Origin of the sequence: Streptomyces sp. NPDC013157 (assembly GCF_042899865.1) — a bacterium.
Classification (GTDB): Bacteria; Actinomycetota; Actinomycetes; order Streptomycetales; family Streptomycetaceae; genus Streptomyces.
Genome location: NZ_JBIBAK010000013.1, coordinates 239,074 through 264,451, shown reverse-complemented (window position 1 = coordinate 264,451; position 25,378 = coordinate 239,074). Strand labels below are relative to the sequence as shown.

Here is a 25,378-nt window from a genome sequence, read left to right as displayed (position 1 = left end):
CACCCCAGAGCCTGCGGGCACTCGCTCGGCCGAGGCCGCTCCGGAGAACGCCCCGGCGGCCGCGCCACGGGAGCGTGCGGTGCCGTCGGCCTGACCGGCCGAGTCGCCGGGACAAGAGTTGAGTGCGCCGCGCGAGGCCGGTCCGGATCGCGGTTGCCGGACGTGGTGGGGCGCGACGCGGCCGCCACAGGCCTCCGGTGCCGACGCGCCGCCGGGCAGGCACAGACCCCTGCAACGGGCACAGACCACCGCAACGGGCACAGGCCGCCGCCCAGGCCGGCCAGGCGCGGCTCAGCCCATCGCCAGCAGGATCCCGAGCAGCACCGCCCCCGCCACCGCCGGCGCAACCACCTCGTAGGCCCACCGCACCGCGATCTCGCCCTGCGCCGACTCCGCAGGTCCCCTGTTCTCCAGCATCTCGCGCAGGTCGTCCATGACCTTGTCGGTCTCCGCCCGCATCGGCCCGGCCTCGTGGTCGGGCTCGGCCCGCCCCCCGGCACCGCCGAATCCGCCGAACCCGTCGAAACCACCGAGCCCGCGCCCGGCACCTCCGAAGCCAGTCCCGCCCCCCGTGCGCCCGCGCCGCGCGTCCGCCGCCGACTTCGCCTGCCGGCGCGCCGCCTTCTTGCGGCCCCGCAGGGACACCGGGATCGCCCACAGCTGGTACTTCGCGCCGGACTTGACGACCACCTCGTTCGAGTAGCCGGACCGCAGGGAGGCGATCTCTCCCCACGGCAGCGTGACCACCCGGAACGGGTTCCGTACCCGCAACCGGTCCTCCCCCGCGAACACCGCGGGGCGCAGGGTGAAGGCCACGATCAGCGGCACGACGAGGATGAGCGCGGCGAGGGCCAGCCAGGGGGTGCGGCCGTGGCCCCGGAACAGTGCGTCGATGCCGAGCCAGCCGACGATGACGAGGAGCAGTACGCCGCCGATCAGCGCCTGGGGCGAGCGGTAGATGCGGTCCTTGACGAGGGGCGTGGTCATAGCGCCGATTCTGCCTCAGGCGTGCGCGGGGGCGCTGTGGGGGCGGCATCGCCGTACGCGAGTGCGGGTCGCATGTGGTCGCTCGCGCAGTTCCCCGCGCTCCTCAGGGCGTGGACGCCACCCTGCCTCAAGAAGAACCGGTCCCTCGGGGTGTACAGCCGCTACGCGCGTAGATATGCTCGGCTGGTGACCATGCCCACCACCGCACCCCACGCACTTGCTGACGTCACCGCGTCCGACAGCACGCTGCGCCGCTTCCTTCACGGGCTGCCCGGCGTCGACGCGGTCGGCCTGGAGGCGCGTGCCGCCTCGCTCGGCACCCGTTCGATCAAGACCACCGCGAAGGCGTACGCCATCGACCTCGCCATCTCGATGGTCGACCTGACGACGCTGGAAGGCGCGGACACCCCGGGCAAGGTCCGGGCGCTCGGCGCCAAGGCGGTCCACCCGGACCCGACGGACCGGACGACCCCCGCCACGGCCGCCGTCTGCGTCTACCCCGACATGGTGGCCACCGCGAAGGAGGCCGTCGCCGGCTCGTCCGTCAAGGTCGCCTCCGTCGCCACCGCCTTCCCGGCCGGCCGCGCCGCGCTCGACGTCAAGCTCGCCGACGTGCGGGAGGCCGTGGCCGCGGGCGCCGACGAGATCGACATGGTCATCGACCGCGGCGCGTTCCTCGCGGGGAACTACCTGAAGGTCTACGACGAGATCACCGCCGTACGCGAAGCCTGCGGAACCGCGGCCCGTCTCAAGGTCATCTTCGAGACCGGCGAGCTGTCGACGTACGACAACATCCGCCGGGCGTCCTGGCTGGGCATGCTCGCGGGCGCCGACTTCATCAAGACGTCCACCGGCAAGGTCGCCGTCAACGCCACCCCGGCGAACACCCTCCTCATGCTGGAGGCCGTGCGCGACTTCCGGGCGCAGACCGGCGTCCAGGTCGGGGTCAAGCCCGCCGGGGGGATCCGCACCAGCAAGGACGCGATCAAGTTCCTCGTCCTGGTGAACGAGACCGCGGGCGAGGACTGGCTGGACAACCACTGGTTCCGCTTCGGCGCCTCCTCGCTCCTGAACGACCTGCTGATGCAGCGTCAGAAGCTGGCCACCGGCCGCTACTCCGGCCCCGACTACGTGACGGTGGACTGATCCATCATGACTTTCGAGTACGCACCGGCGCCCGAGTCCCGCTCCGTTGTCGACATCGCGCCCTCCTACGGCCTCTTCATCGACGGCGAGTTCACGGACGCGGCCGACGGCAAGGTCTTCAAGACCGTCAGCCCCAGCACCGAGGAGGTGCTGTCCGAGGTCGCGCGAGCAGGCGCCGAGGACGTGGACCGGGCCGTGAAGGCCGCCCGCAAGGCGTTCGAGAAGTGGTCCGCACTGCCGGGCTCCGAGCGCGCCAAGTACCTCTTCCGCATCGCCCGCATCATCCAGGAGCGCAGCCGTGAGCTGGCCGTCCTGGAGACGCTGGACAACGGCAAGCCGATCAAGGAGACACGCGACGCCGACCTCCCCCTGGTCGCCGCGCACTTCTTCTACTACGCGGGCTGGGCCGACAAGCTCGACCACGCGGGCTACGGCGCGAACCCGCAGCCGCTCGGCGTGGCCGGCCAGGTCATCCCCTGGAACTTCCCGCTCCTGATGCTGGCCTGGAAGATCGCCCCGGCGCTCGCCACCGGCAACACGGTGGTCCTCAAGCCCGCCGAGACGACCCCGCTCTCCGCGCTCTTCTTCGCGGACATCTGCCGCCAGGCGGGCCTGCCCAAGGGCGTCGTCAACATCCTCCCCGGCTACGGCGACGCGGGCGCCGCGCTCGTCGCCCACCCCGACGTGAACAAGGTCGCCTTCACCGGCTCCACCGCCGTCGGCAAGGAGATCGCGCGCACGGTCGCGGGCACCCGCAAGAAGCTCACCCTCGAACTGGGCGGCAAGGGCGCCAACATCGTCTTCGACGACGCTCCCATCGACCAGGCCGTCGAAGGCATCGTCACCGGCATCTTCTTCAACCAGGGCCAGGTCTGCTGCGCGGGCTCCCGGCTCCTCGTCCAGGAGTCGATCCACGACGAACTGCTCGACTCCCTCAAGCGCCGCCTGTCCACGCTCCGCCTCGGCGACCCGCTGGACAAGAACACCGACATCGGCGCGATCAACTCCGCCGAGCAGCTGGCCCGCATCACCGCCCTCGCCGACCAGGGCGAGGCGGAGGGCGCCGAGCGCTGGTCCCCGGCCTGCGAACTCCCGTCCGCCGGCTACTGGTTCGCTCCGACGCTCTTCACGAACGTCACCCAGGCGCACACCATCGCCCGCGACGAGATCTTCGGCCCCGTCCTGTCGGTCCTGACCTTCCGGACGCCCGACGAGGCGGTCGCCAAGGCCAACAACACGCAGTACGGCCTCTCGGCCGGCATCTGGACCGAGAAGGGGTCGCGGATCCTGGCCGTCGCGAACAAGCTGCGCGCCGGTGTCGTCTGGTCCAACACGTTCAACAAGTTCGACCCGACCTCGCCGTTCGGCGGGTACAAGGAGTCGGGCTTCGGCCGCGAGGGCGGCCGCCACGGCCTGGAGGCATACCTCGATGTCTGATCGCCTGTCTGTCTTCAAGACCTACAAGCTGTACGTCGGCGGGAAGTTCCCGCGTTCCGAGAGCGGCCGGGTGTACGAGGTGACGGACTCGAAGGGCAACTGGCTGGCCAACGCACCGCAGTCCAGCCGCAAGGACGCCCGGGACGCGGTCGTCGCCGCCCGCAAGGCGTTCGGCGGCTGGGCGGGCGCCACCGCCTACAACCGGGGCCAGGTCCTCTACCGCGTCGCGGAGATGCTGGAGGGCCGCCGGGACCAGTTCGTGCGCGAGGTCGCCGACGCGGAAGGCCTCGGCAAGTCCAAGGCGGCCGCGGTCGTGGACGCGACCATCGACCGCTGGGTCTGGTACGCGGGCTGGACCGACAAGATCGCCCAGGTGGCCGGCGGCGGCAACCCGGTCGCGGGCCCGTTCTTCAACCTCTCGTCGCCGGAGCCGACGGGCGTCGTCGCCGTCCTGGCCCCGCAGGAGTCGTCGTTCCTGGGTCTGGTGTCGGTGGTCGCCCCCGTGATCGCGACCGGCAACACCGCGGTCGTCGTCGCCAGCGAGAAGGCGCCGCTCCCGGCCCTGTCACTGGCCGAGGTCCTCGCGACGTCCGACGTGCCGGGCGGAGTCGTCAACGTCCTCTCCGGCCGTACGGCGGAGATCGCGGCGCCGCTCGCCGCCCACCAGGACGTCAACGCGATCGACCTCGCGGGCGCCGACGAGGTGCTGGCGAAGGAGCTGGAGATCGCGGCGGCCGACAACCTCAAGCGCGTCCTGCGTCCACAGCCTGTGGATTACACCGAGACCCCGGGAACCGAGCGCCTCACGGCGTTCCTGGAGACGAAGACCGTGTGGCACCCGACGGGGGCGCTGGGCGCGTCGGGCTCGTCCTACTGACGTTCACCGAAGCGCCCCGAAAGGGGCGCTGGGGGTACCCCCGGCCGAAGGCCGGGGGAGGAACTGCGCGACCAGCCACAGCCGGGCCCGCAGTTCCCCTCCGCGCTCAGCTCCCCAGAACCTGCCCCACCACCGGCACCGCCCCGATCGACGGCGCCTGTGCCACCGGCCCCGTCACCATCTTCGACGTCAGCGGCTTGAAGTCGGCGACCCGGGTCCCCACCCCGTTGTCCAGCGGGTCGACACCCGTGCCCGCGAGGGGGTTCGGCTTCAGGGCCGCCACCGACCCCGTGACGTAGGGCAACATGGCGCCCAGCGCCCGCACGCCCGCCTGCGGGTCGATGTGGCCCAGCGAGGTGGGGCTGGTCCGGACCACGTCCACCGCGGGCTGGGTGGCCGCGGCGGCCGTCGCGGCGCCCGCGCCGAGCGCCACACCTGCCGTGGCAAGGGCGGTCAGGGCGCGCCGGGCGGTCGGGGTCGGAGAGGACGCGTGTCGGGACATCGCTGGTGCCACCTTCTGGTACGCAAGGTAATCGTGTCGGCACACAGGGTAGTTGAGGTGTGACTCACGCTCCAAAGCCGACCCGCGGGGTCGGCAGGAGGCCCCCCATGCGTCAAACTGGTGTTCCGTGAGCATTCATCCCCCGTCCCCCGCCCGCGTCGTGCTGCTGTGCGGCCCCTCCGGCTCGGGCAAGTCACTGGTCGCCGCCCGTTCCGGGCTTCCCGTCCTGCGCCTCGACGACTTCTACAAGGAGGGCGACGACCCCACTCTGCCGCTGGTGGCGGGGAGTTCGGACATCGACTGGGACCACCCGGAGTCCTGGGACGCGGAGGTCGCTGTCGAGGCGATCGGCCGGCTGTGTGCGACGGGGGCGGCGCCCGTACCGGTATATGACATAGCACTGAGCGCCCGCACCGGCGCGGAGACGCTCGACATCGGCCGCACCCCGCTGTTCGTCGCGGAGGGCATCTTCGCCGCCGAGATCGTGGAGCGCTGCCGCGAACTGGGCCTGCTGGCCGACGCGCTCTGCCTGAGCCGTGGCCCGGTGAAGACGTTCCGCCGCCGGTTCCTGCGCGACCTCAAGGAGGGCCGCAAGTCCGTGCCGTTCCTGCTGCGGCGCGGCTGGCGGCTGATGCGGGCGGAGCGCACGATCGTCGCCCGCCAGGTGGCGCTGGGCGCGCATCCGTGCGACCGGGACGAGGCACTGGGCCGGATGGCGGCGGCCGCGGTGGGCCGGCAGAGCCGGGACCGGACACAGACACCGGCGTAAGGGCAGAAAAAAGCGGGACTGGATGGACCCCCCGGCCCTCCAGTCCCGCTTCCCCCGTCGCTCCGCCGAACACCCCCGTGTCCCCCGTGGCGGAGCTCCCCCGTGCTTCCCCCCGGGTCCCCCCGGACCCGTTCTCCCCAGGTCCCCCCGGACCTGGTTTCCCCCGTGTTCCCCGCGGGTCCCCCCGGACCCTCCCCCAGGCCCCGGTACCCCCGGTTCTCTCCCCCGTCAGGATCCCCCCGGATCCCCGTACCTTCAGGCGACAAGCTCCCCGAAGGCGTCTTCCTCGTCACGGCCGAAGCTGAGGACCTCGTCCTCGCGCAGCCGGCGGAGCGACCGCCAGATGCTGGACTTCACCGTGCCGACACTGATGTCGAGGATCTCCGCGATCTCCGGGTCCGTGCGGCCCTCGTAGTAGCGCAGGACCAGCATGGTGCGCTGGAGTTCGGGGAGCCGGGCGAGCGCCTGCCACAGGACCGCGCGCAGCTCGGTGCCGCTCATCGCGTCCGTGTCGCCGGGCGTCTCCGGCAGTTCCTCGGTCGGGTACTCGTTGAGCTTGCGGCGCCGCCAGGCGCTGATGTGCAGGTTGGTCATGGTGCGGCGCAGGTAACCGCCCACGGCCGCCTTGTCGCTGATCCGGTCCCACGCCCGGTACGTCGAGAACAGCGCGCTCTGCAGCAGGTCCTCGGCCTCGTAGCGGTCGCCGGTCAGGTGGTAGGCGGTCGCGTACAGGGAGGCGCGGCGCTCCTGGACGTAGGCGGTGAACTCCGCCTCGGTCAGCGAGCGGCGCTCCCCCGTGTCCTCCCTGTAGGCGGATCCCCCGTGTGCTTCCCCCGTGAAGCCGTCAACCACCGTCATGTAACCGGTGTGCTGACGTCCGGTGCCGCGAGCGCACCCCCGCCCGCTCACGGCACCGGACTTCTCGGAACCCCGGTTCACGTCGTGCAGACGCGTGATCACTGCGCTGGTGCTGTGGCTGATCAGCGTGTTCATCTCGCGCCCCCCGTCGTGGACTTCCGGTAGTTCGGCTTGCTCAGGCCGCTCGCCGCGTTCACTCGCTTGCCTGTGCCGAAAAGACTGCCGGGCCACCTTCACGGCCGTATCCGCCGACTGTCACAGACCTGTCACAGGGGTCGGGCACAGAGCGTCCACAGAAGGTGCACAGGTGGTGGCGGTACGGAGGTTTGCGCGGAGCTGCGCGCCGCACAGGTCGTACGACAGGGCCCGCATGGGCCAGAATGAGCCCGTGCCTTCCCTGTTGCTGATCGAGGACGACGACGCCATCCGTACGGCCCTGGAGCTCTCTCTGACGCGCCAGGGGCACCGGGTGGCCACCGCTGCGACCGGTGAGGACGGTCTGAAGCTGTTGCGCGAGCAGCGGCCCGATCTGATCGTCCTCGATGTCATGCTGCCCGGCATCGACGGTTTCGAGGTGTGCCGGCGGATCCGGCGCACGGACCAGCTGCCGATCATTCTCCTGACCGCGCGCAGCGATGACATCGATGTGGTGGTCGGGCTGGAGTCCGGCGCCGACGACTACGTCGTCAAGCCGGTCCAGGGGCGGGTGCTCGACGCCCGGATCCGGGCCGTGCTGCGGCGCGGGGAGCGGGAGTCCACCGACTCGGCGACCTTCGGCAACGTCGTCATCGACCGCAGCGCGATGACCGTGACGAAGAACGGCGAGGATCTGCAGCTGACGCCGACCGAGCTGCGGCTGCTGCTCGAACTGAGCCGGCGGCCGGGGCAGGCGCTGTCCCGGCAGCAGTTGCTGCGGCTGGTCTGGGAGCACGACTACCTCGGTGACTCCCGGCTGGTGGACGCATGTGTGCAGCGGCTGCGCGCCAAGGTGGAGGACGTGCCCTCGTCCCCGACCCTGATCCGTACCGTGCGTGGTGTCGGCTACCGCCTGGACGCCCCTCAGTGACGGACGTGCAGGGGGGTTTCCGCGGCTGGGCCGCGGATCGCAAGGGAGCCATGTCCCGGCTGCGCTTCACCAGTCTGCGGCTGCGGCTCGTCGTCGTCTTCGGGCTCGTCGCGCTGACCGCCGCCGTGTCCGCGTCCGGCATCGCGTACTGGCTCAACCGCGAGGCCGTGCTCACCCGTACCCAGGACGCGGTGCTGCGCGACTTCCAGCAGGAGATGCAGAACCGGGCGGGTGCGCTGCCCGTGCACCCGACGCAGGACGAACTGCAGCGCACGGCCGGGCAGATGGCCAGCAGCAGCCAGCGGTTCAGTGTGCTGCTGGTCGGCGAGGACACCGGCGGCAAGACGGTGTACGGCAGTTCGGACGGGCTCAGCGCGTTCGCGCTGGACGACGTGCCGACCTCGCTGCGCAAGGCCGTCGACAAGCAGCAGAAGGTGACCGACAGCAACAAGTCGGCGTACCACCTGTACTGGCAGCGGGTCGTCGACCACGGCACGCCGTATCTCGTCGCGGGGACGCGGGTGATCGGCGGCGGGCCGACCGGCTACATGATGAAGTCCCTGGAGCCGGAGGCGAAGGACCTCAACTCGCTGGCGTGGTCGCTGGGGATCGCGACCGGGCTGGCGCTGATCGGCTCGGCGCTGCTGGCGCAGGCCGCCGCCACGACCGTGCTCAAGCCGGTGCACCGGCTCGGGGTCGCCGCCCGGCGGCTCGGCGAGGGCAAGCTGGACACCCGGCTGCGGGTGTCGGGGACGGACGAACTCGCGGATCTCTCCCGGACGTTCAACGACGCGGCCGAGGCACTGGAGAAGCGGGTCGACGACATGGCCGCGCGGGACGACGCGTCGCGGCGGTTCGTCGCGGACATGAGCCATGAGCTGCGCACCCCGCTCACCGCGATCACCGCCGTGACGGAGATCCTGGAGGAGGAGCTGGAGGCGGAGTCCGGCTCGATGGACCCGATGATCGAGCCCGCCGTCCGCCTGGTCGTCAGCGAGACGCGCCGCCTCAACGACCTCGTCGAGAACCTGATGGAGGTCACCCGCTTCGACGCGGGTACGGCCCGTCTCGTCCTCGACGACGTCGACCTCGCCGACCAGATCACCGCCTGCATCGACGCCCGCGCCTGGCTGGACGCGGTGGAACTGGACGCCGAGCGCGGCATCCACGCCCGCCTCGACCCGCGCCGCCTCGACGTCATCCTCGCCAACCTGATCGGCAACGCGCTCAAGCACGGCGGTTCGCCGGTGCGGGTGTCGGTGCGGATCGGGGGCGAGGATCTGGTCATCGCCGTACGGGACCACGGGCCGGGCATCCCCGAGGACGTCCTGCCGCACGTCTTCGACCGGTTCTACAAGGCCAGCGCCTCCCGGCCGCGCTCCGAGGGCAGCGGCCTGGGGCTGTCCATCGCGACGGAGAACGCCCGCATCCACGGCGGCTCGATCACCGCCGCGAACTCCCCGGAGGGCGGCGCGGTGTTCACGCTCCGGCTGCCCCGGGACGCCTCACGGCTGACGGAGGAGAGCAAGGACGCCGGGGACACCGGCAAGGCCGGGGATACCGGGGATGCCGGGGAGAAGGACGCCTGATGCACGTACGAAGACTGGCGGTACGACGGCACGGCGGGCCGCTGCTGGCCGTCGCCGGGCTGGCGCTGGCGCTCTCCGGGTGCGGGATCCGGGCCACCGAGGTGCCGACCGACTTCGGCGGGGCGCCCTCGCGGGTGCCGTGCTCGATGACCCAGCCGGACCTGTCCGCGCAGGACGAGCACGGGGTGCCGGTGCAGGTGTTCCTGCTGTGCGGTTCGTCGCTGGTGACCGTCGACCGCCAGGTGCGGGTGCCGGACGGGTCGGCGGACGCCAAGCGCCGGGTGATCGTCGCCCAGGGGCTCCTCGACCAGCTCGCCGAGACGCCGTCGGCCGCCGAGAAGGAGGCGGGCTACACGACGTACGTGCGCGGCGGGATGAGCGTCTCGGGGCCGCGAGCCGGGGATCCGGACGACACGCTGCGGCTGAGCACCTCGCCGCCGCAGCTGACGTCGTACGCGCTCGCCCAGATCGTGTGCACGCTGTCCGACTCGGCGGCCGCGGAGGGGGACGGGTCGGTGATCCTCGGCGGGCCGGGGAGGGAGCCGTTGCGGCGGTACGAGTGCACGGACGCGGTGCGTAATGCGCCGAGCGGGAACCGGCCGCCGTCCACTGAGGTTGCCTCCGCGTGAGGGGCGCTGGGGTACCCCCGGCCGAAGGCTGGGGGAGGAACTGCGCGACCAGCCACGACGGCGCCGGAGTCGACCGACGGCATGTCGCGGCACTTTCGATGGAGCGCCTCATGGGGTTCCACTTGAGGCCGTGAAGCGGGTGCGGGTGGTGGAGGGTTGCTCGCGCAGTTCCCCGCGCCCCTTCGGGGGCGCGTCTTCGCGGGCGTGTGTCCGAGGCCTCACCGCTGTATCCGGAACCGATCGTGTGCGCGGGCGCGTCTACGGGGGCGTGCAGCGTCAAGGCTCCATCGGCGGCAGCGCCGCGATCCGCGTCCGTGTGGCAGGGGGTGTCCTCCTTGCCGCACACCTCGTGTTCGTCGCCTGGCTGATGCTGCGGCCGCTGGACGTGCCCTGGGTGATGCCCGCCAACCTGCACCCCCTCGCCGGTATCCGAGCCGACCTGGCGCTCGGCCGGCGCGAGGCGGCGCACCGGATCGGCGAGGGGCTCGCGTTGCTCGCGCCACTGGGTGTGCTGCTGCCGATGACGCACGGGAAGCTCCGGGTCTCCCCGCTCGCCTCCCTGATCAGTTCGGCCGCCGCGGGCGCGCTGATCTCGACGGGCATAGCCCTGCTGCAGACCGGGGTGCCCGGCCGGGTGGTGGACGTCGACTCGATACTGCTCAACACGGCGGGTGTGGTGATCGCGCATCTCGCGGTGGTGCCTGCGGCCCGCGCCCGGCTCCGCCGGCGGGGTGAGCGGCAGCGGCCCGCCGCCCTCCCCCAGGAGGAAGCGGCTCAGGGTCGTACCCCGACGATTCCCAGGGTCGGGATCGCCCCGTAGAGCGACGCTTCGACCCGGTTCGTCTCCGTAGCGTTGGGGGTGGACGAGGGGCCGGAGGGGCCGCCTCGCACCGGACGCTCACGAAGGAGCCGCAGATGTCCAGCCTCGCCCGCCCCACCCATGGCCGCATGATCGGCGGAGTGTGCGCCGCGCTGGCCCGGCGCTTCGGCACCTCGGCGACCACGATGCGGGTGATCTTCCTGCTGTCCTGCCTGCTGCCGGGCCCGCAGTTCCTGCTCTACATCGCGCTGTGGATCCTCCTCCCCTCGGAGGAGAAGGCCTCCACCGCCTGGTGACCGGGCGGTACGAATGCGCCGTTGGGGCGCTCCGGACGTTTCCGGGGCGCCCCGACGGCGTTGCCGACCGGCTGGGGAGAGGTCAGCCGAGCGGAATCCCGTTCACCGGCAGGCCGTGCGTGGGCAGGCCCCGGACGGGCAGTCCGCCGAGGAGGCCGGCGACGGGCTTGGTCGGGCCGCCGGCGAGCACCTGCTTGGCGGCCGGCTGGACGGCGTTCAGTCCCGCACCGAGGGCGCTCTGCCCCTGCGCCACGGCCTCACCGGCACCCGGCAGCGCCTTGGAGACGTTCTCGGCCGGCAGCGTCTTGGTGACGGTGTCCAGGGCCTGGGAGGAGTCCGGGACGGCCGGGGCCGCGTTGGCCGCGCCCGCGCCGACAGCGGCGAAGGCGGCACCGAGGGCGGCGACACCGAGGGTCTTGGCAGCAGACTGCTTCATCGTCAATGCGTCCTTGGAATGCGGAGACGGGGATCGATAACACGCTGAGCGGTCCCCGACCGTAAACATGCCGGACCGCGCGCCGCAAACACCGAAATACGGACGACCGGTGAAGGACCGTCCGCATTCCGTGCCCCGCCGAGATGCCCGATCAGCTCTCCGGATCAGCAGAACCGCTGGTGGAGGCGGTCTGCCGGAACAGCCATTCGGATTTCAGCTCCGCATAACCGGGCTTCACGACGTCATTGATCATGGCGAGTCGTTCATCGAAAGGAATGAACGCTGATTTCATCGCATTGACGGAGAACCACTGCATGTCGTCGAGCGTGTAACCGAACGCCTCGACGAGATGCTCGAATTCCCGGCTCATGCTGGTCCCGGACATCAGCCGGTTGTCGGTGTTCACGGTGGCCCGGAAGTGCAGCCGGCGCAGCAGCCCGATCGGGTGCCCGGTGTACGAGTCGGCGGCGCCGGTCTGGAGGTTGGAGCTGGGGCACAGCTCCAGCGGGATCCGCTTGTCGCGGACGTACGACGCCAGCCGGCCGAGCTTGACCGTGCCGTCCTCGTGGATCTGGATGTCGTCGATGATCCGCACCCCGTGCCCGAGCCGGTCGGCGCCGCACCACTGCAACGCCTGCCAGATGGACGGCAGCCCGAAGGCCTCGCCGGCGTGGATGGTGAAGTGGTTGTTCTCGCGCTTGAGGTACTCGAAGGCGTCGAGGTGCCGGGTGGGCGGGTAGCCCGCCTCGGCGCCGGCGATGTCGAAGCCGACGACGCCCAGGTCCCGGTAGCGGTTGGCGAGCTCGGCGATCTCCAGGGAGCGGGCCGCGTGCCGCATGGCGGTGAGCAGGGCGCCGACCCGGATCCGCCGGCCGTTCTCCCGGGCGAGGGCCTCGCCCTGCCGGAAGCCCTCGTTGACGGCCTCGACGACCTCTTCGAGGGAGAGCCCCTGCTCCAGGTGCTGCTCGGGGGCGTACCGCACCTCGGCGTAGACGACGCCGTCCTCGGCGAGGTCCTCGGCGCACTCGCGGGCGACCCGGGCCAGGGCGTCCCGGGTCTGCATGACGCCGACCGTGTGCGAGAACGTCTCCAGGTACCGCTCCAGCGAACCGGAGTCGGCGGCCTCGCGGAACCAGATGCCGAGCTTGTCCGGGTCGGCCTCGGGGAGGCCGGAGTACCCGGTCTCCCGGGCGAGGTCGGCGACGGTGCCCGGACGCAGGCCGCCGTCGAGGTGGTCGTGCAGCAGAACCTTCGGCGCCCGGCGGATCTGCTCCGGCGTCGGGGTGTTCGCGGTGCTCTGGCTCGTCATTTCCGCACTGTAACTCCTACGCGCGTAGATCGCTCGGTACTCGGAGATTCCCGTTTCCGTCGATACGCAATGGTGACCGCACGGACGGGTCGCGTACACCGCCTCTTCTGACACTGTTCTGTCATGGCACAGCAAGCGACGCCGGTCCGAACGGCCAGCCTGAGCAGGGCAGTCGGCCAGGAGCCGACGACGGTGAGCGGCGCGGTCCTGCTCCTCCCCGACGGGGAGGAGGTCTCCGCGCGACGGCCGTCCCTCGTATGGGCGACGGCCTTCGTCCGCGCGCTCGGCCGCCGGCTCGCCCGGGACGGCCGGGACGAGGGGCTGGCCGCGCACGTCGTCCACTACCGCTATCGCGGGTGGAACGGCAGCGAGGCGCATCTCGCCGGGGACGCCGACTGGGCGGCCGACGAGGTGGTACGGCGGTACGGCGACGTTCCGGTGTGTCTGCTGGGCGTGGGCATGGGCGGCCGGGCCGCGCTGCACGCGGGCGGGCACGAGGCCGTCAACTCCGTGGTCTCCCTCGCCCCTTGGCTGCCCGAGGCAGACGTGGCGGCGCCCGAGGAACCGGTGCGGCAACTGGTGGGGCGGCGGGTGCTGATCGTGCACGGCACGAACGACGAACGGACCGATCCGGAGCTGTCGTTCCGGCTTTCGGAGCGGGCGAAGAAGGCGAACCGGGAGGTGTGCCGGTTCGAGGTGCACTCGGACGGCCACGGGTTGCACCAGCACCGGGACGAAGTCCTCGCTCTCGCTTCGGACTTCGTGATGGGGGCGCTGTACGGGCATGCGGTGTCGCGGCCGGTGGAGGATGCGCTTGCTGCGCCGCCGCCGATCGGGTTGCGGATGCCGTTGGCCGCGGGGTTCGGCAAGTCGTTGAGACGGTAGGGGGTGGAGGGTCCGGTGGTGTTCGGGGTGCGGGTGCGCGGTGGCTGGTCGCGCAGTTCCCCGCGCCCCTGTGGGGCGCGCTGTCCCTAGGTGGGGAGCAGGTTGCCCCTTCTCGACAGCAGGAACTTCTTGAAGGCTGCTACCGGTGGGGTGTCCGGGTGGCCGTCCAGCCAGGCCACGCCGATTTCTCTCGCTGCCCTCGGGGCGGTGACCGTCAGTTCCACGACTCCCGGGCGGGGAAAGGCGGGCGGCGGGAGCAACGCCACTCCCAACCCGGCGGCCACCAGGCCCCTCAGCGTCTCCGCTTCCTCTCCCTCGAAGGCGATCCTCGGCCTGAAGCCCGCCTCCTTGCACAGGTCGTCGGTGATGCGGCGGAGGCCGTAACCCGGTTCCAGGGTCACGAACGTCTCGTCGGCGGCCTCGGCGAGACGGATGCGCCTGCGGGTGGCCAGGGGGTGGTCCACCGGTACCACCAGCCGGAGTTTCTGTTCGTCCAGGCGGCGGGCCACCAGGTCGGGCGCGTCCGGCACCGGGGACGTCAGGCACAGGTCCAGCTCGCCCGCCCGCAGCTTCTCGATCATCGCCTCGCCGTAGTTCTGGACGAGGCTGAAACGGATGCGGGGGTGGTCGGCGCGGAAGGCGTGGAGGAGGCCGGGGACGGTCTCCGCGCCCATCGTGTGCAGGAATCCGAAGGCGACCTTGCCCGTGGTGGGGTCGGCGTCGGCGCGTACCTCGTCGGCGGCTCGCCGGACCTCGCCGAGGGCGCGCTCGACCGAGGTGAGGAAGGTGCGGCCGGCGGGGGTGAGGGAGACGGTGCGGCCGTGCCGGGTGAAGAGGTCGACGCCCAGGTCCTGTTCCAGGCGGGCCATCGCGCGGGAGAGGGTGGACTGGGGGACGTTCAGTTCCTGCGCGGCCCTGGTGACGTGCTCGGTGCGGGCCACGCCGGCGAAGTACGCGAGGCGTGGGGCCAGCAACATCGTCATGTCTTCTGTGTCACTGTCCGGTGACAGCCGCTTCGCTGACCTCTGTTGATGCTCCATGGGAACGATTATGGCGATTCCGTGCATTGGACGGATCAACGAGGGGTCCGTACGTTCGAAGCATGTCTCCCGCCAGTACCGGGGCGTCCATCACCGTGGACGCCGTCCCGTCCGTCCCCGCCGCCGTCTCCGACTCCCGTCTGACCCCGGGCGGTCCCGGCTACCGCCGGATGAGCTTCGCGCTCTTCCTCGCCGGTGTCGCGACCTTCGCCCTCCTCTACTCCACGCAGGCCCTGCTCCCGCTGATCTCGGACGGCTACGGCGTCTCCGCGAGCGACGCGAGCTGGACGGTGGCGGCGGCGACCGGCGGTCTGGCGCTGTTCGTCATCCCGATGAGCGCCCTCTCCGAGCGGTTCGGACGCCGTACGGTCATGACGGCCTCGCTGGCGGTCGCGGTGACCGTAGGGCTGCTGGTGCCCTTCGCGCCCTCCCTCGGTGTGCTGATCGTGCTCCGTGGCGTCCAGGGCGCGGCGCTGGCCGGTCTGCCGGCGTCCGCGCAGGCCTATCTGGCCGAGGAGGTCCGACCGAAGGCGCTGGTCACGGCGATAGGCCTCTTCGTCGCGGGCAACAGCGTGGGCGGGATGAGCGGCCGGGTCATCACCGGCTGGGTCGCGCAGGAGTGGGGCTGGCGGGTGGCCGTGGGCACGATCGGAGTGATCGCGGTCGGCTGCGCCGTCGCCTTCCGGCTGCTCCTCCCCGCGCCGCGGCACTTCAAGGCGGGCTCGCTGCACCCGCGCCGGCTGCTCGGCACGGTCCGCGACCATCTGGCCGACCCGCTGCTGCGCCGCCTGTACGCGATCGGCGCGCTCTTCATGACCGTCTTCGGCGGCGTCTACACGGTGATCGGCTACCGCCTGACCCAGGAGCCGTTCTCGCTCCCGCAGGGCATCATCGGCTCGATCTTCCTGGTGTACCTGGTCGGAACGGTGTCCGCGTCGACGGCGGGCCGCCTGGTCGGCCGCCTGGGCCGCCGCGGGGCCCTCTACCTGGCCGGCGGCACGACGGCCGGCGGCCTCGTCCTCTCCCTGGCCGACTCGCTCCCCCTGGTCCTGCTGGGCCTGGTCCTCATCACCGCGGGCTTCTTCGCGGGCCACGCGGTCGCCTCCTCCGCGGTCAGCAAGACGGCCACCCACGGCAGGGCCCAGGCCTCCGCCCTCTACCAGTCCGCGTACTACATCGGCTCCAGCGCCGGCAGCACGGTGGGCGCGCTGGCCTTCCACGCGAGCGGCTGGGCAGGGACGGTCGGCGTGGGACTGCTCGCGATCCTGGGCGTCGTGACCATCACGGTCCTGGGCTCGATGGCAGCCCGCCGCCAGGTCCTGGCCGACGCTCACTGAAGCGCCCCGAAAGGGGCGCTGGGGGTACCCCCGGCCGAAGGCTGGGGGAGGAACTGCGCGACCAGCCACGACGGCGCCGCACCCGCCCACGAACCGCATCACCCGAGTTCGTGGGCGCACCCTATCTCACCTGCACGTTTCCCCACTCCGGGGGCCATTGTCAGTCCCCTGCGCTACCTTCCGAAGTGCTGGAGCGCAACGGCGCGCGAACAGGAACGGCCACAGGGGTGGGTGGACGGAAGATGACCGACGGCACGGCGACGGCGGAGCTGGACGTCGCACTGGAGAAGCACCGGACCGAGCTGACCGGGTACTGCTACCGCATGCTCGGCTCGTCGTTCGAGGCCGAGGACGCGGTGCAGGACACCCTGGTGCGGGCCTGGCGGAGCTACGAGAAGTTCGAGGGCCGCTCCAGCCTGCGGTCCTGGCTGTACCGGATCGCGACGAACGTGTGCCTGGACATGCTCAACGCGGGCAACAAGAGGGCCCGGCCGATGGACCTCAGCGAGTCGACGCCGCTGGCCCAGGCGGCGCTCTCCCCCCGGCCCGACAACACCTGGCTGGAGCCGGTGCCGGACGCGCGCGTGCTGCCGACCGTGGACGACCCGGCGGAGGCGGCCGTGGCCAAGGAGTCGATCCGGCTGGCCTTCATGGCCGCGCTCCAGCAACTGCCGCCCAAGCAGCGGGCGGTGCTGATCCTGCGCGAGGTGCTGGCCTGGCGGGCCACCGAGGTGGCCGAGCTGCTCGGCACCACCGTCGCGTCGGTCAACAGCGCGTTGCAGCGGGCCCGCGCCACCCTGGCCGAGCAGCGGCAGTCGGGCGCCGCCGCCGAGGTCTCCGACCCGCTCGACGAGGAGCAGCAGAAGCTCCTGGAGCGCTACGTCGCCGCCTTCGAGGGCTACGACATGACGGCACTGACGGCACTCCTCCACGAGGACGCCATCATGACGATGCCGCCGTTCGACCTGTGGCTCACCGGCCACGACGACATCACCGGCTTCATGACCACCATCGGCTCCGCCTGCGAGGGCTCACGGCTGTTCCCGGTCCGGGTCAACGGCCTGCCCGGGTTCGCCCAGTACAAGCCCGACCCGGACACCGGCGGCTGGAGCCCCTGGTCCGTCCAGGTCCTGGAGATCTCGGACGGCCGGCTGACCGGGTTCCACTTCTTCCTCGACACCAAGCGCTGGTTCCCGCTCTTCGACCTTCCCCTCCATCTGGATGCGGAGTCCGACGAACCGGAGGAGGGAGCGTAGGGCGGGGTCGGGGTCGCGGAGCCGGATCCGCCCTCCGGCCCGCCGGGCCGTCAGCTCCAACCGGGCCAGCAGGTCGACGGCCGCCAGACCCGGCGGCCCGAGACCGCCCACATCGCAGACGACGACGCGGCTGCCGGGCCCGGCCCCGCCCGCCCCGAGCAGCTCACGCACGTCGTCACAGAGCCCCGGCACCTCGTCCCTGGCGACGGGGCCCGACAGCACGAGCACGGCGGGGGTCACGGCATCCACGAGGCGGTAGACCGGCGACGGCCTGACAACTCATCGGTGGGTACGGTGCGCCCCCGCGCGGCCGCGCAGATCACAAGGATCACAAAGTTGACCTGCACCTGACCCGCACCAGAGGGTTAGGTGTATGCCCCACAGACCCGCACCCTCCCGGATACCCGACGGCCTCGCGCACGCCATGGGGGTCCCGTGCAAGGGGTGCTGAGCGGTTTCGCGGTCATAGCGATCGTCATCGCCGTCGGCTACGCCCTCGGCCGCGGCGGCCACCTGGGGGCGAACGGCCGCGAGGTCCTCACCAAGCTCGCCTTCCACGTGGCCTCCCCCGCCCTGCTCTTCACCACGCTCGCCAAGGCCGACCTGGCGGTGATCTTCTCCAGCCGCCTGCTGGTGACGGCCCTGAGCACGGCCGCGGCGGCGGGCGCGTTCGTGGCGGTGGGTGTCGTACGGGGCTGGGGTGTGGGCCGCACGACGATCGGCGCCCTGTGCTCCAGCTACGTGAACTCCGGCAACCTCGGCATCCCGATCGCGGTGTACGTGCTGGGCGACGCGTCCCTGGTGGCACCGGTGCTGCTCTTCCAGGTGGTGGTCCTCACCCCGGTCGCCCTGACGATTCTGGACGTGTCGGGGATGGGCGAGAAGGGACCCTGGTGGCGGCGCCTGCTCACCCCGCTCCGCAACCCGATAGCCGTGGGCTCGCTGTCCGGCGTCGCGGTCTCGGGCTTCGGCATCCATGTGCCCGGCCCGGTGATGGACCCTCTCACCCTCATCGGCAACATGTCCGTGCCGGCCGTCCTGCTCGCCTTCGGCATCTCCCTGCGGGGCAGCACTCTCCCCGGCCGGGGCCGCGACCGCCACCCGGTGCTCCTGTCCGTCGCCCTGAAGTCCGTGGGCCAGCCGCTCGTCGCCTGGGCACTGGCCTCGGCGGTCTTCGGCCTGCGCGGGGCGCCCCTGCTCGACGTGACGGTGACCTCGGCCCTGCCGGCCGCGCAGAACCTGTACACCTACGCCAGCACCTACCGGGTCGGCGAGGAACTGGCCCGCGACTCGATCCTGTTGTCGACGGTACTGGCGGTACCGGTCCTGGTGGTCGTGGCGGCGCTGCTGGGGTGACGGACAGTCAGTCGACCGGGAACTCCCCGGTGTCGATCGTGAGGCCGAACGGCTCCGGCAGGTCGATCGGGTCGCCGAACTTCACGGCGCGGAGGACCCGGTAGACATCGCCCTTCGGCTCACCGTAGAGCGTCGCGGTGGGGCCGCCGGGGGCCCAGCGGTCGATCAGGAGGTACAGCGGGATACCTGCCGTGGCGTAGGCGGCGGGCTTGCTGACGCGGTCGTGGCGAGCGTTGGACTTGGAGGTGACCTCGACGACGAGTTCGGCGAGGGCAGCCGGGATGTGCGACTCCGCCTCGGGCTGCTCGGGCAGTTGGGTCACCACCAGATCCGGGATCAGCATGCCCAGCCGGGACGGCACGGAGATCGCCAGGGTCTGGAACACCTCCCACTCCTCCGGAATCACCGAGTAAAGGCGACGATGGATACGGGCCGCGATCACGTTGTGGCGGACGGCGGGAGCCGGTGACACGGTGATGATCCCCTCGATGATCTCCACCTTGCTGCCCTCTGGCCATTCCATCTCCTCCCAGTACCGGACGAGGTCGTCCCAGTTCTGGTCGGGGTCCTGGCTGACGGTGAGTGCGCTCACGGCGGTCTCCTATCGGTGCGTCACCTATCCCAGCATGCCGAACGGGACCGGCGCAGGTCCACCGATCCCGTTCCCCCGATCGAGAAATCCCCTGGTCAGGCGATACGTTCCAGCACCACCGGCGACGCCGCGAAGGCCGTACCAGCCGCCGCGATGTCGTACGACCCCTCGACCGCCTGGAGCGCGTACTCGAAGCGCTCCGGGGTGTCCGTGTGCAGGGTCAGGAGGGGCTGGCCCGCGGTGACCGTGTCGCCGGGCTTGGCGTGCAGTTCGACGCCCGCGCCCGCCTGCACCGGGTCCTCCTTGCGGGCACGGCCCGCGCCGAGGCGCCAGGCGGCGACGCCGATGCCGTAGGCGTCGAGGCGGGTCAGGACGCCCGACTCGGTGGCCTTCACGACGTGCTGTTCCTTCGCCACCGGGAGTGCCGCGTCCGGGTCGCCGCCCTGGGCCGCGATCATCCGGCGCCAGACGTCCATCGCCGAGCCGTCGGCCAGTGCCTTCGCCGGGTCGGCATCGCGGACACCGGCCGCGTCGAGCATCTCGCGGGCGAGCGCGAGGGTCAGTTCGACGACGTCGGCGGGGCCGCCGCCGGCCAGGACCTCCACCGACTCGCGGACCTCCAGGGCGTTGCCCGCCGTCAGGCCGAGCGGGATGGACATGTCCGTGAGGAGCGCGACCGTCTTCACGCCGTGGTCGGTGCCGAGGCCCACCATGGTCGAGGCCAGCTCGCGGGCGTCCTCGATGGTCTTCATGAAGGCGCCGGTGCCGACCTTCACGTCGAGGACCAGGGAGCCGGTGCCCTCGGCGATCTTCTTCGACATGATCGAGGAGGCGATCAGCGGGATCGCCTCGACCGTGCCGGTGACGTCGCGCAGCGCGTACAGCTTCTTGTCGGCGGGGGCCAGGCCGTCGCCCGCCGCGCAGATCACCGCGCCGGTGCCGTCCAGCACCGACAGCATCTCCTCGTTGGAGAGCAGGGCGCGCCAGCCGGGGATCGACTCCAGCTTGTCCAGGGTGCCGCCGGTGTGGCCGAGGCCCCGGCCGGAGAGCTGGGGGACGGCCGCGCCGCAGGCCGCCACGAGGGGGGCCAGCGGCAGCGTGATCTTGTCGCCGACGCCGCCCGTGGAGTGCTTGTCGGCCGTCGGACGGGACAGTGAGGAGAAGTCCATGCGCTCGCCGGACGCGATCATCGCGGCGGTCCAGCGGGCGATCTCGCGGCGGTTCATGCCGTTGAGGAGGATGGCCATCGCGAGCGACGACATCTGCTCGTCGGCGACCTCGCCGCGCGTGTACGCGTCGATGACCCAGTCGATCTGCTGGTCGCTGAGTTCACCGCGGTCGCGCTTGGTGCGGATGACGGAGACGGCGTCCATGGTGGCCATGGCGTTCCCTTCGAAGAAGTGCGAAGCGTGCGGCCCCTCCGAACCCGGAGGGGCCGCACGGGAGTTACTTGGTGAGATGGGCCGGGCCGAAGGCCTGGGGGAGCATCTCGGAGAGGGGCAGGACGCCCTCCGGGGTGTCCAGGAGGAGGTCCGGGCCGCCGAACTCGTAGAGCAGCTGGCGGCAGCGGCCGCACGGGACGAGGAGGGCGCCCGTACCGTCCACACAGGTGAAGTGCGTGAGGCGGCCGCCGCCCGTGCGCTGCAGCTCGGAGACCAGTCCGCACTCGGCGCACAGGCCCAGGCCGTACGACGCGTTCTCCACGTTGCAGCCGGAGACCGTACGGCCGTCGTCCACCAGGGCGGCGACCCCGACCGGGTAGCCGGAGTACGGGGCGTAGGCGTGGGACATGGCCTCCCGTGCCTCGGCCCGCAGGGCCTCCCAGTCGAAGCCGGCGGCCTCGGCGGTCACTTGCCCTGTCCCTTCCGGTACGGCAGGCCGTCCGCCTTCGGCATCCGCAGGGACTGCGCGGACAGCGAGAGCACCAGCAGGGTGACGATGTACGGGGTCGCGGTCACGAGCTGACGCGGGACGTCGTCGGTGGTGGCGTACCAGACGAACATCAGGGCCGAGATCACGATGGTGATCGCCGCCGGGACGTACTTCTTCTTCCAGGCGAGGTACGCGGCGCCGAACACCAGCAGGATCGCGAGCAGCAGGATCAGTGCGTGGACGTTCACCGTGCCGCCGCGCAGGTTGAGGCTGTCGGTGTAGCCGAACAGGCCGGCGCCGAGGGCGAGGCCGCCCGGCATCCAGTTGCCGAAGATCATCGCGGCGAGACCGATGTAACCGCGGCCGGCGGTCTGGCCGTCCAGGTAGACGTTCGAGGCGACGATGGACAGGAACGCGCCGCCGAGGCCCGCGAAGCCGCCGCTGATGATCACCGCGATGTACTTGTACTTGTAGACGTTGACACCGAGGGACTCGGCCGCGACCGGGTTCTCGCCGCAGGAGCGCAGGCGCAGGCCGAACGCGGTGCGCCACAGGACCCACCACGTGATCGGTACGAGGGCCACCGCGACCACCGTCAGCGGCGAGAGGTCGGTGAGCAGCCCGCCGACCAGGCCCGCGACGTCGGAGATGAAGAACCAGTGCTTCTGGTTGAGCGTGTCCAGCCAGTCGGACAGGCCGGGGACGCTGAACGTGCCGAGCGAGTCGATCGGCGGGGACTGCTTGGAGGAGCCGCCCTCGGCGTTCTCGAAGGTGAACTTCGAGAGGTAGCGGGTGGCGCCCAGGGCGAGGATGTTGAGGGCCACACCGGAGACGATGTGGTTGACGTTGAAGGTGACGGTGGCGACGGCGTGCAGCAGGGCGCCGAGCGCGCCGCCGACGATGCCGAAGACGACGCCGACCCAGGGGCCCCACTGGTAGCCGGCCCAGGCGCCGAACCAGGTGCCGAGGATCATCATGCCTTCGAGGCCGATGTTGACGACGCCCGCGCGCTCGGCCCACAGACCGCCGAGGCCGGCGAGGCCGATCGGGACGGCGAGGCGCAGCGCGGTGGACATCTGGCCGGTCGAGGTGATGCCCTCGGCGCCGGTGATCAGGCGTACGGCAGAGGTCAGGATCAGGACGCCCGCGATGACCAGCAGGAGTACCGGGAGCGACATTCGGCGGCCGCCCTTGCCGGGCTGGGTCGCCTGCGGCTTGGCGATGGTCGCGGTGGACATCAGGCCGCCACCTCCTTCTTGGTGTTCTTGGCGGCGGCCGCGGCGAGCTCCGCGCCGACCTGGCGCTGCTGGCGGCGCAGACCCCACTGCCGTACGGCTTCGTAGGAGATGACGACGGAGAAGACGATCAGGCCCTGCATGATCGTGGCGATCTCCTTCTCGTACGCCACCGGGGTCGCGTAGTCGAGGGCGGGCGAGGCCTTGTCGAGGAAGGCCCACAGCAGGGCGGCGAAGGCGATGCCGCCGGGGTTGTTGCGGCCGAGCAGGGCGATGCCGATGGCGGTGAAGCCAAGACCGGCCGGGAAGTCGAGGCTGTAGGTGTGGGAGTCGCCGAGCAGCAGCGGGAGGCCCGCGAGGCCGGAGACGGCGCCGGAGATCAGCATGGAGATCAGGACCATGCGCTTGGCGTCGACGCCGGAGGCGGCCGCGGCGGACTCGGAGGCGCCGGTGGCGCGCAGGTCGAAGCCGAAACGGGTGCGGTTGAGGACGACCCAGTAGCCGATGCCGAGGGCGATGGCGACGAAGACCATGCCGTAGATCTCACCGACGTCGGCGCCCAGGTTGATGCCGGGGAACCAGCCGGACTTCTTCATCACGCCGGTCGTCATGTTGTTGCCGACCTGGACACCCCACACGTTGGAGAGGGTGACGTAGCCGATGACGCTGGTGGCGATGGCGTTCAGCATGATCGTGGCGACGACCTCGCTGACCCCTCGGGTGACCTTGAGGACGCCCGCGATACCGGCCCAGAAGGCGCCGGTGAGCATGGCGACCAGGAGCAGCATCGGGATCTGGAGGAAGGCGGGCAGGCCCACGTTGGCGCCGACCACGGCCGTCATCACGGCGGCGAGGCGGTACTGGCCGTCGACGCCGATGTTGAACAGGTTCATCCGGAAGCCGAGGGCGACCGCGATGGCCGCGATGTAGTACATCGCCGCCTGGTTGATGATCAGGACCTGGATGTCCGAGTACGGCAGCTGCTGGAGCATCAGCACGTACGGCTCGAACGGGTTGCGGTTCGAGGCCAGCAGCACGATCGAGGTCAGGGCGATCGCCAGGACGAGCGCGATGACCGGGCCGGCCACCGCGAGGAGCACCCGCTCCTTGTCGAACTTCTTCATCGGGCCTCGTCCTCCGGACCGTCGGCGCCTTCGTCGGTGGTCTCTACGTGTTCCAGGTGGCCGGACGCGGCACCCGTCATGGCGGAGCCCAGCTCCTCCGGGGTGATGGTGGCCGGGTCGGCGTCCGCGACCAGCTTTCCGTCGAAGATCACCCGCAGGGTGTCCGACAGGCCGATCAGCTCGTCCAGGTCGGCGGAGATCAGCAGCACGGCCAGGCCCTCGCGGCGGGCCTCCCGGATGCGGTCCCAGATCTGCGCCTGGGCGCCGACGTCCACACCGCGGGTGGGGTGGGCGGCGATCAGGAACTTCGGGTTGTGGCTCATCTCGCGGCCGACGATCAGCTTCTGCTGGTTGCCGCCGGAGAGGGAGGCGGCGGTGACGTCGATGCCGGGGGTGCGGACGTCGTACTCCTCGACGATCCGGCGCGTGTCGGCCTGGGCGCCCTTGATGTCCAGCCAGAAGCCCTTCGCGTTGGGCTTCTCGGTGACGTGGCCGAGGATGCGGTTCTCCCAGAGCGGGGACTCCAGGAGCAGGCCCTGGCGGTGGCGGTCCTCGGGGATGTAGCCGACGCCGGACTCGCGCCGCTTGCGGGTCTGCCAGCCGGTGATGTCCTCGCCGAGGAACTCGATCGCGCCGGAGTCGGCGTGCCGGGTGCCGATGAGCGCGTCGATCAGCTCGGTCTGGCCGTTGCCCTCGACGCCGGCGATGCCCATGACCTCGCCGGCGTGGATGGTGAAGGTGACGTCGTCGAGGACGCGCTTGGCGGCGCCGGGGGTGGTGGCCTCGTCGAGGACGTCGCCGCGGGCGGTGGCGCCGGACGAGCCCACCGTGGCGGTCTCGGGCTGTGCGCCGACCTCGCCGAGGGAGGGGCCGCTGGCGTAGACGGTGAGGTTCTTCACCGTGACGACGGCCTGGTCGGTGACCGTGGACTCGGCGGTCTCCGGGGTGGGCAGCTCGCTGCCGACCATCAGCTCGGCGAGCTGGCGCGGGGTGGTCTCGGACGGGATCGCCGTGCCGACCGTGGTACCGCGCCGGATGACGGTGATGTCGTCGGCGACGGACAGCACCTCGCCGAGCTTGTGGGAGATGAAGATGACCGAGAGGCCCTCGGACTTCAGCTCGCGCAGGTTGTCGAAGAGTGCGTCGACCTCCTGCGGGACGAGGACCGCGGTGGGCTCGTCGAGGATCAGGGTCGTGGCGCCGCGGAAGAGGACCTTGAGGATCTCCACGCGCTGCCGGTCGGCGACGCCGAGGTCCTCGACCAGGGCGTCCGGGCGGATGCCGAGGCCGTACCGGTCGGAGATCTCCTTGATCTTCTTCCGGGCGTTGCCGCCGATGCCGTACAGCTTCTCGCTGCCGAGCACGACGTTCTCGAGGACCGTCAGGTTGTCCGCCAGCATGAAGTGCTGGTGGACCATGCCGATGCCGCGCGCGATGGCGTCGGCCGGGGACGAGAAGGAGACCTGCTCGCCGTCGATCGCGATGGTGCCCTCGTCCGGCTTCTGCATGCCGTAGAGGATCTTCATCAGGGTCGACTTGCCGGCCCCGTTCTCGCCGACCAGGGCATGGACGGTGCCCTTGCGGACGGACAGGTGGATGTCGTGGTTGGCTACGACACCCGGGAATCGCTTGGTGATCCCCGCCAGCTCGACCGCGGCTGTCGTCTCTGCGGTGAGCGGAGGGCTGCTGGACGCGTCGATGGCGCACTCTCCTCGGAAAAGGGGTCGCTCTACGCGCGTAGCGCCCCTGCTTTAAATAGTGCCCGGACCTGACCGAGCTTTTTCGACTCTCGATCCGTTCCGAGCATTCTGCCGCGCGAACGGGGGTTGCCCCTGCCGCCGGTCCCCCGGGATCTCCCGAGGATCTCCCGGCCCGCGCACCTGGATCACCGACCGGTCTCCCCGACCCGCACCCGAGATTCCTGACCGAACTCTCGGACCCGCGTCCGGGATCCCGCCGG

Annotated in this window: 25 protein-coding genes and 1 pseudogene; 13 read left to right on the top strand and 13 right to left on the bottom strand. The window is 71.2% G+C overall.

Annotated features, from left to right (window positions below):
* Positions 1-291 precede the first annotated feature (291 nt).
* Positions 292-987: a PH domain-containing protein gene (locus tag ACFY6U_RS33905; protein ID WP_390044349.1), complete on the bottom strand. Its 696-nt coding sequence runs from the start codon at positions 985-987 to the stop codon at positions 292-294.
* Positions 988-1,179: 192 nt separating this feature from the next.
* Between ACFY6U_RS33905 and deoC the strand changes: the two genes are divergently transcribed.
* From deoC to ACFY6U_RS33890, 3 genes are read left to right on the top strand one after another with little or no spacing between them, the layout of a single operon-like run.
* On the top strand, positions 1,180-2,133 hold the full coding sequence (gene deoC, locus ACFY6U_RS33900; protein WP_351485451.1) for a deoxyribose-phosphate aldolase: 954 nt from the start codon (positions 1,180-1,182) through the stop codon (positions 2,131-2,133).
* A gap of 6 nt (positions 2,134-2,139) precedes the next feature.
* Positions 2,140-3,570, top strand: coding sequence for an aldehyde dehydrogenase family protein (locus ACFY6U_RS33895; RefSeq protein ID WP_390044347.1), 1,431 nt, complete (start codon positions 2,140-2,142; stop codon positions 3,568-3,570).
* Positions 3,563-4,447 carry an aldehyde dehydrogenase family protein gene (locus ACFY6U_RS33890; RefSeq protein WP_390044346.1) on the top strand — a complete coding sequence of 295 codons (885 nt, stop codon included), beginning with the start codon at positions 3,563-3,565 and terminating at the stop codon, positions 4,445-4,447. The genes ACFY6U_RS33895 and ACFY6U_RS33890 overlap by 8 nt, the downstream gene beginning before the upstream one ends.
* A 106-nt stretch (positions 4,448-4,553) precedes the next feature.
* On the opposite strand, the gene ACFY6U_RS33885 is transcribed toward ACFY6U_RS33890, so the two are convergent.
* Entirely contained in the window at positions 4,554-4,949 is a 396-nt protein-coding gene (locus tag ACFY6U_RS33885; protein ID WP_390044344.1) for a hypothetical protein, read from the bottom strand.
* Between the two features lie 127 nt (positions 4,950-5,076).
* On the opposite strand from ACFY6U_RS33885, the gene ACFY6U_RS33880 reads away from it, so the two are divergent.
* A complete protein-coding gene (locus tag ACFY6U_RS33880; RefSeq protein WP_390044342.1) occupies positions 5,077-5,718 on the top strand; it encodes a uridine kinase in 642 nt (213 codons plus the stop codon).
* Between the two features lie 255 nt (positions 5,719-5,973).
* On the opposite strand, the gene ACFY6U_RS33875 is transcribed toward ACFY6U_RS33880, so the two are convergent.
* Entirely contained in the window at positions 5,974-6,711 is a 738-nt protein-coding gene (locus ACFY6U_RS33875; protein ID WP_390044341.1) for a SigE family RNA polymerase sigma factor, read from the bottom strand.
* Positions 6,712-6,964: 253 nt separating this feature from the next.
* Between ACFY6U_RS33875 and afsQ1 the strand changes: the two genes are divergently transcribed.
* The 5 genes from afsQ1 (at position 6,965) to ACFY6U_RS33850 (ending at position 10,976) form a co-directional block, all read left to right on the top strand.
* Positions 6,965-7,642 carry a two-component system response regulator AfsQ1 gene (gene afsQ1 / locus ACFY6U_RS33870; RefSeq protein ID WP_177232965.1) on the top strand — a complete coding sequence of 226 codons (678 nt, stop codon included), beginning with the start codon at positions 6,965-6,967 and terminating at the stop codon, positions 7,640-7,642.
* Positions 7,639-9,231, top strand: a complete 1,593-nt coding sequence (locus ACFY6U_RS33865; protein ID WP_390044339.1) for an ATP-binding protein — start codon at positions 7,639-7,641, stop codon at positions 9,229-9,231. The genes afsQ1 and ACFY6U_RS33865 overlap by 4 nt, the downstream gene beginning before the upstream one ends.
* Complete coding sequence (locus tag ACFY6U_RS33860; RefSeq protein ID WP_390044338.1) at positions 9,231-9,860, top strand: hypothetical protein; 630 nt, start codon at positions 9,231-9,233, stop codon at positions 9,858-9,860. Before ACFY6U_RS33865 ends, ACFY6U_RS33860 begins: the two co-directional genes overlap by 1 nt.
* Positions 9,861-10,128: 268 nt before the next feature.
* A complete protein-coding gene (locus ACFY6U_RS33855) occupies positions 10,129-10,680 on the top strand; it encodes a VanZ family protein (RefSeq protein WP_390044336.1) in 552 nt (183 codons plus the stop codon).
* Between the two features lie 95 nt (positions 10,681-10,775).
* A complete protein-coding gene (locus ACFY6U_RS33850; RefSeq protein ID WP_181805292.1) occupies positions 10,776-10,976 on the top strand; it encodes a PspC domain-containing protein in 201 nt (66 codons plus the stop codon).
* An 82-nt stretch (positions 10,977-11,058) separates the two neighbouring features.
* Here ACFY6U_RS33850 and ACFY6U_RS33845 read toward each other — a convergent pair whose 3' ends face one another.
* Complete coding sequence (locus tag ACFY6U_RS33845; protein WP_390044334.1) at positions 11,059-11,412, bottom strand: ATP-binding protein; 354 nt, start codon at positions 11,410-11,412, stop codon at positions 11,059-11,061.
* Positions 11,413-11,563: 151 nt separating this feature from the next.
* A complete protein-coding gene (locus ACFY6U_RS33840) occupies positions 11,564-12,721 on the bottom strand; it encodes an adenosine deaminase (RefSeq protein WP_390044332.1) in 1,158 nt (385 codons plus the stop codon).
* A gap of 123 nt (positions 12,722-12,844) precedes the next feature.
* Between ACFY6U_RS33840 and ACFY6U_RS33835 the strand changes: the two genes are divergently transcribed.
* Entirely contained in the window at positions 12,845-13,606 is a 762-nt protein-coding gene (locus ACFY6U_RS33835) for an alpha/beta hydrolase (RefSeq protein ID WP_390044330.1), read from the top strand.
* An 86-nt stretch (positions 13,607-13,692) separates the two neighbouring features.
* Here the strand turns inward: ACFY6U_RS33835 and ACFY6U_RS33830 are convergent, their stop codons facing one another.
* Positions 13,693-14,646 carry a LysR family transcriptional regulator gene (locus tag ACFY6U_RS33830; protein WP_390044328.1) on the bottom strand — a complete coding sequence of 318 codons (954 nt, stop codon included), beginning with the start codon at positions 14,644-14,646 and terminating at the stop codon, positions 13,693-13,695.
* Positions 14,647-14,708: 62 nt separating this feature from the next.
* On the opposite strand from ACFY6U_RS33830, the gene ACFY6U_RS33825 reads away from it, so the two are divergent.
* Both ACFY6U_RS33825 and ACFY6U_RS33820 read left to right on the top strand, forming a co-directional pair.
* Entirely contained in the window at positions 14,709-15,983 is a 1,275-nt protein-coding gene (locus ACFY6U_RS33825; RefSeq protein ID WP_390044326.1) for an MFS transporter, read from the top strand.
* Positions 15,984-16,225: 242 nt separating this feature from the next.
* Positions 16,226-17,239 carry a sigma-70 family RNA polymerase sigma factor gene (locus ACFY6U_RS33820; protein WP_390044324.1) on the top strand — a complete coding sequence of 338 codons (1,014 nt, stop codon included), beginning with the start codon at positions 16,226-16,228 and terminating at the stop codon, positions 17,237-17,239.
* 30 nt (positions 17,240-17,269) lie between these two features.
* On the opposite strand, the pseudogene ACFY6U_RS33815 reads toward ACFY6U_RS33820, so the two are convergent.
* A pseudogene (locus ACFY6U_RS33815) lies at positions 17,270-17,410 on the bottom strand (hypothetical protein); the annotation flags it as partial.
* 264 nt (positions 17,411-17,674) lie between these two features.
* On the opposite strand from ACFY6U_RS33815, the gene ACFY6U_RS33810 reads away from it, so the two are divergent.
* Positions 17,675-18,595: an AEC family transporter gene (locus ACFY6U_RS33810; protein WP_390044322.1), complete on the top strand. Its 921-nt coding sequence runs from the start codon at positions 17,675-17,677 to the stop codon at positions 18,593-18,595.
* 7 nt (positions 18,596-18,602) lie between these two features.
* Here the strand turns inward: ACFY6U_RS33810 and ACFY6U_RS33805 are convergent, their stop codons facing one another.
* From ACFY6U_RS33805 to ACFY6U_RS33780, 6 genes are all read right to left on the bottom strand, one after another.
* Positions 18,603-19,187 carry a Uma2 family endonuclease gene (locus ACFY6U_RS33805; protein WP_390044320.1) on the bottom strand — a complete coding sequence of 195 codons (585 nt, stop codon included), beginning with the start codon at positions 19,185-19,187 and terminating at the stop codon, positions 18,603-18,605.
* 95 nt (positions 19,188-19,282) lie between these two features.
* Positions 19,283-20,560 carry a thymidine phosphorylase gene (locus tag ACFY6U_RS33800; protein WP_390044460.1) on the bottom strand — a complete coding sequence of 426 codons (1,278 nt, stop codon included), beginning with the start codon at positions 20,558-20,560 and terminating at the stop codon, positions 19,283-19,285.
* A 73-nt stretch (positions 20,561-20,633) separates the two neighbouring features.
* Complete coding sequence (locus ACFY6U_RS33795) at positions 20,634-21,038, bottom strand: cytidine deaminase (RefSeq protein ID WP_351485310.1); 405 nt, start codon at positions 21,036-21,038, stop codon at positions 20,634-20,636.
* Positions 21,035-22,297, bottom strand: a complete 1,263-nt coding sequence (locus ACFY6U_RS33790; RefSeq protein WP_390044318.1) for an ABC transporter permease — start codon at positions 22,295-22,297, stop codon at positions 21,035-21,037. The genes ACFY6U_RS33795 and ACFY6U_RS33790 overlap by 4 nt, the downstream gene beginning before the upstream one ends.
* The gene (locus tag ACFY6U_RS33785; RefSeq protein WP_351485313.1) at positions 22,297-23,418 is read right to left on the bottom strand and encodes an ABC transporter permease; all 1,122 of its coding nucleotides are present in this window, start codon (positions 23,416-23,418) and stop codon (positions 22,297-22,299) included. Before ACFY6U_RS33785 ends, ACFY6U_RS33790 begins: the two co-directional genes overlap by 1 nt.
* Positions 23,415-25,118 (bottom strand): ABC transporter ATP-binding protein, encoded by a 1,704-nt coding sequence (locus ACFY6U_RS33780; protein WP_390044458.1) that lies wholly within the window; start codon positions 25,116-25,118, stop codon positions 23,415-23,417. The genes ACFY6U_RS33785 and ACFY6U_RS33780 overlap by 4 nt, the downstream gene beginning before the upstream one ends.
* Between the last annotated feature and the right edge of the window lie 260 nt (positions 25,119-25,378).

Coding starts and splice junctions, on each gene's coding strand:
- deoC (WP_351485451.1), top strand. CDS start 1,180: ATGCCCACCACCGCACCCCACGCACTTGCTGACGTCACCGCGTCCGAC.
- ACFY6U_RS33890 (WP_390044346.1), top strand. CDS start 3,563: ATGTCTGATCGCCTGTCTGTCTTCAAGACCTACAAGCTGTACGTCGGC.
- ACFY6U_RS33785 (WP_351485313.1), bottom strand. CDS start 23,418: ATGAAGAAGTTCGACAAGGAGCGGGTGCTCCTCGCGGTGGCCGGCCCG.
- ACFY6U_RS33845 (WP_390044334.1), bottom strand. CDS start 11,412: ATGAAGCAGTCTGCTGCCAAGACCCTCGGTGTCGCCGCCCTCGGTGCC.
- ACFY6U_RS33800 (WP_390044460.1), bottom strand. CDS start 20,560: ATGGACGCCGTCTCCGTCATCCGCACCAAGCGCGACCGCGGTGAACTC.
- ACFY6U_RS33885 (WP_390044344.1), bottom strand. CDS start 4,949: ATGTCCCGACACGCGTCCTCTCCGACCCCGACCGCCCGGCGCGCCCTG.
- ACFY6U_RS33895 (WP_390044347.1), top strand. CDS start 2,140: ATGACTTTCGAGTACGCACCGGCGCCCGAGTCCCGCTCCGTTGTCGAC.
- ACFY6U_RS33905 (WP_390044349.1), bottom strand. CDS start 987: ATGACCACGCCCCTCGTCAAGGACCGCATCTACCGCTCGCCCCAGGCG.
- ACFY6U_RS33875 (WP_390044341.1), bottom strand. CDS start 6,711: ATGAACACGCTGATCAGCCACAGCACCAGCGCAGTGATCACGCGTCTG.
- ACFY6U_RS33860 (WP_390044338.1), top strand. CDS start 9,231: ATGCACGTACGAAGACTGGCGGTACGACGGCACGGCGGGCCGCTGCTG.
- ACFY6U_RS33840 (WP_390044332.1), bottom strand. CDS start 12,721: ATGACGAGCCAGAGCACCGCGAACACCCCGACGCCGGAGCAGATCCGC.
- ACFY6U_RS33830 (WP_390044328.1), bottom strand. CDS start 14,646: ATGGAGCATCAACAGAGGTCAGCGAAGCGGCTGTCACCGGACAGTGAC.
- ACFY6U_RS33825 (WP_390044326.1), top strand. CDS start 14,709: ATGTCTCCCGCCAGTACCGGGGCGTCCATCACCGTGGACGCCGTCCCG.
- ACFY6U_RS33790 (WP_390044318.1), bottom strand. CDS start 22,297: ATGTCCACCGCGACCATCGCCAAGCCGCAGGCGACCCAGCCCGGCAAG.
- ACFY6U_RS33820 (WP_390044324.1), top strand. CDS start 16,226: ATGACCGACGGCACGGCGACGGCGGAGCTGGACGTCGCACTGGAGAAG.
- ACFY6U_RS33850 (WP_181805292.1), top strand. CDS start 10,776: ATGTCCAGCCTCGCCCGCCCCACCCATGGCCGCATGATCGGCGGAGTG.
- ACFY6U_RS33835 (WP_390044330.1), top strand. CDS start 12,845: ATGGCACAGCAAGCGACGCCGGTCCGAACGGCCAGCCTGAGCAGGGCA.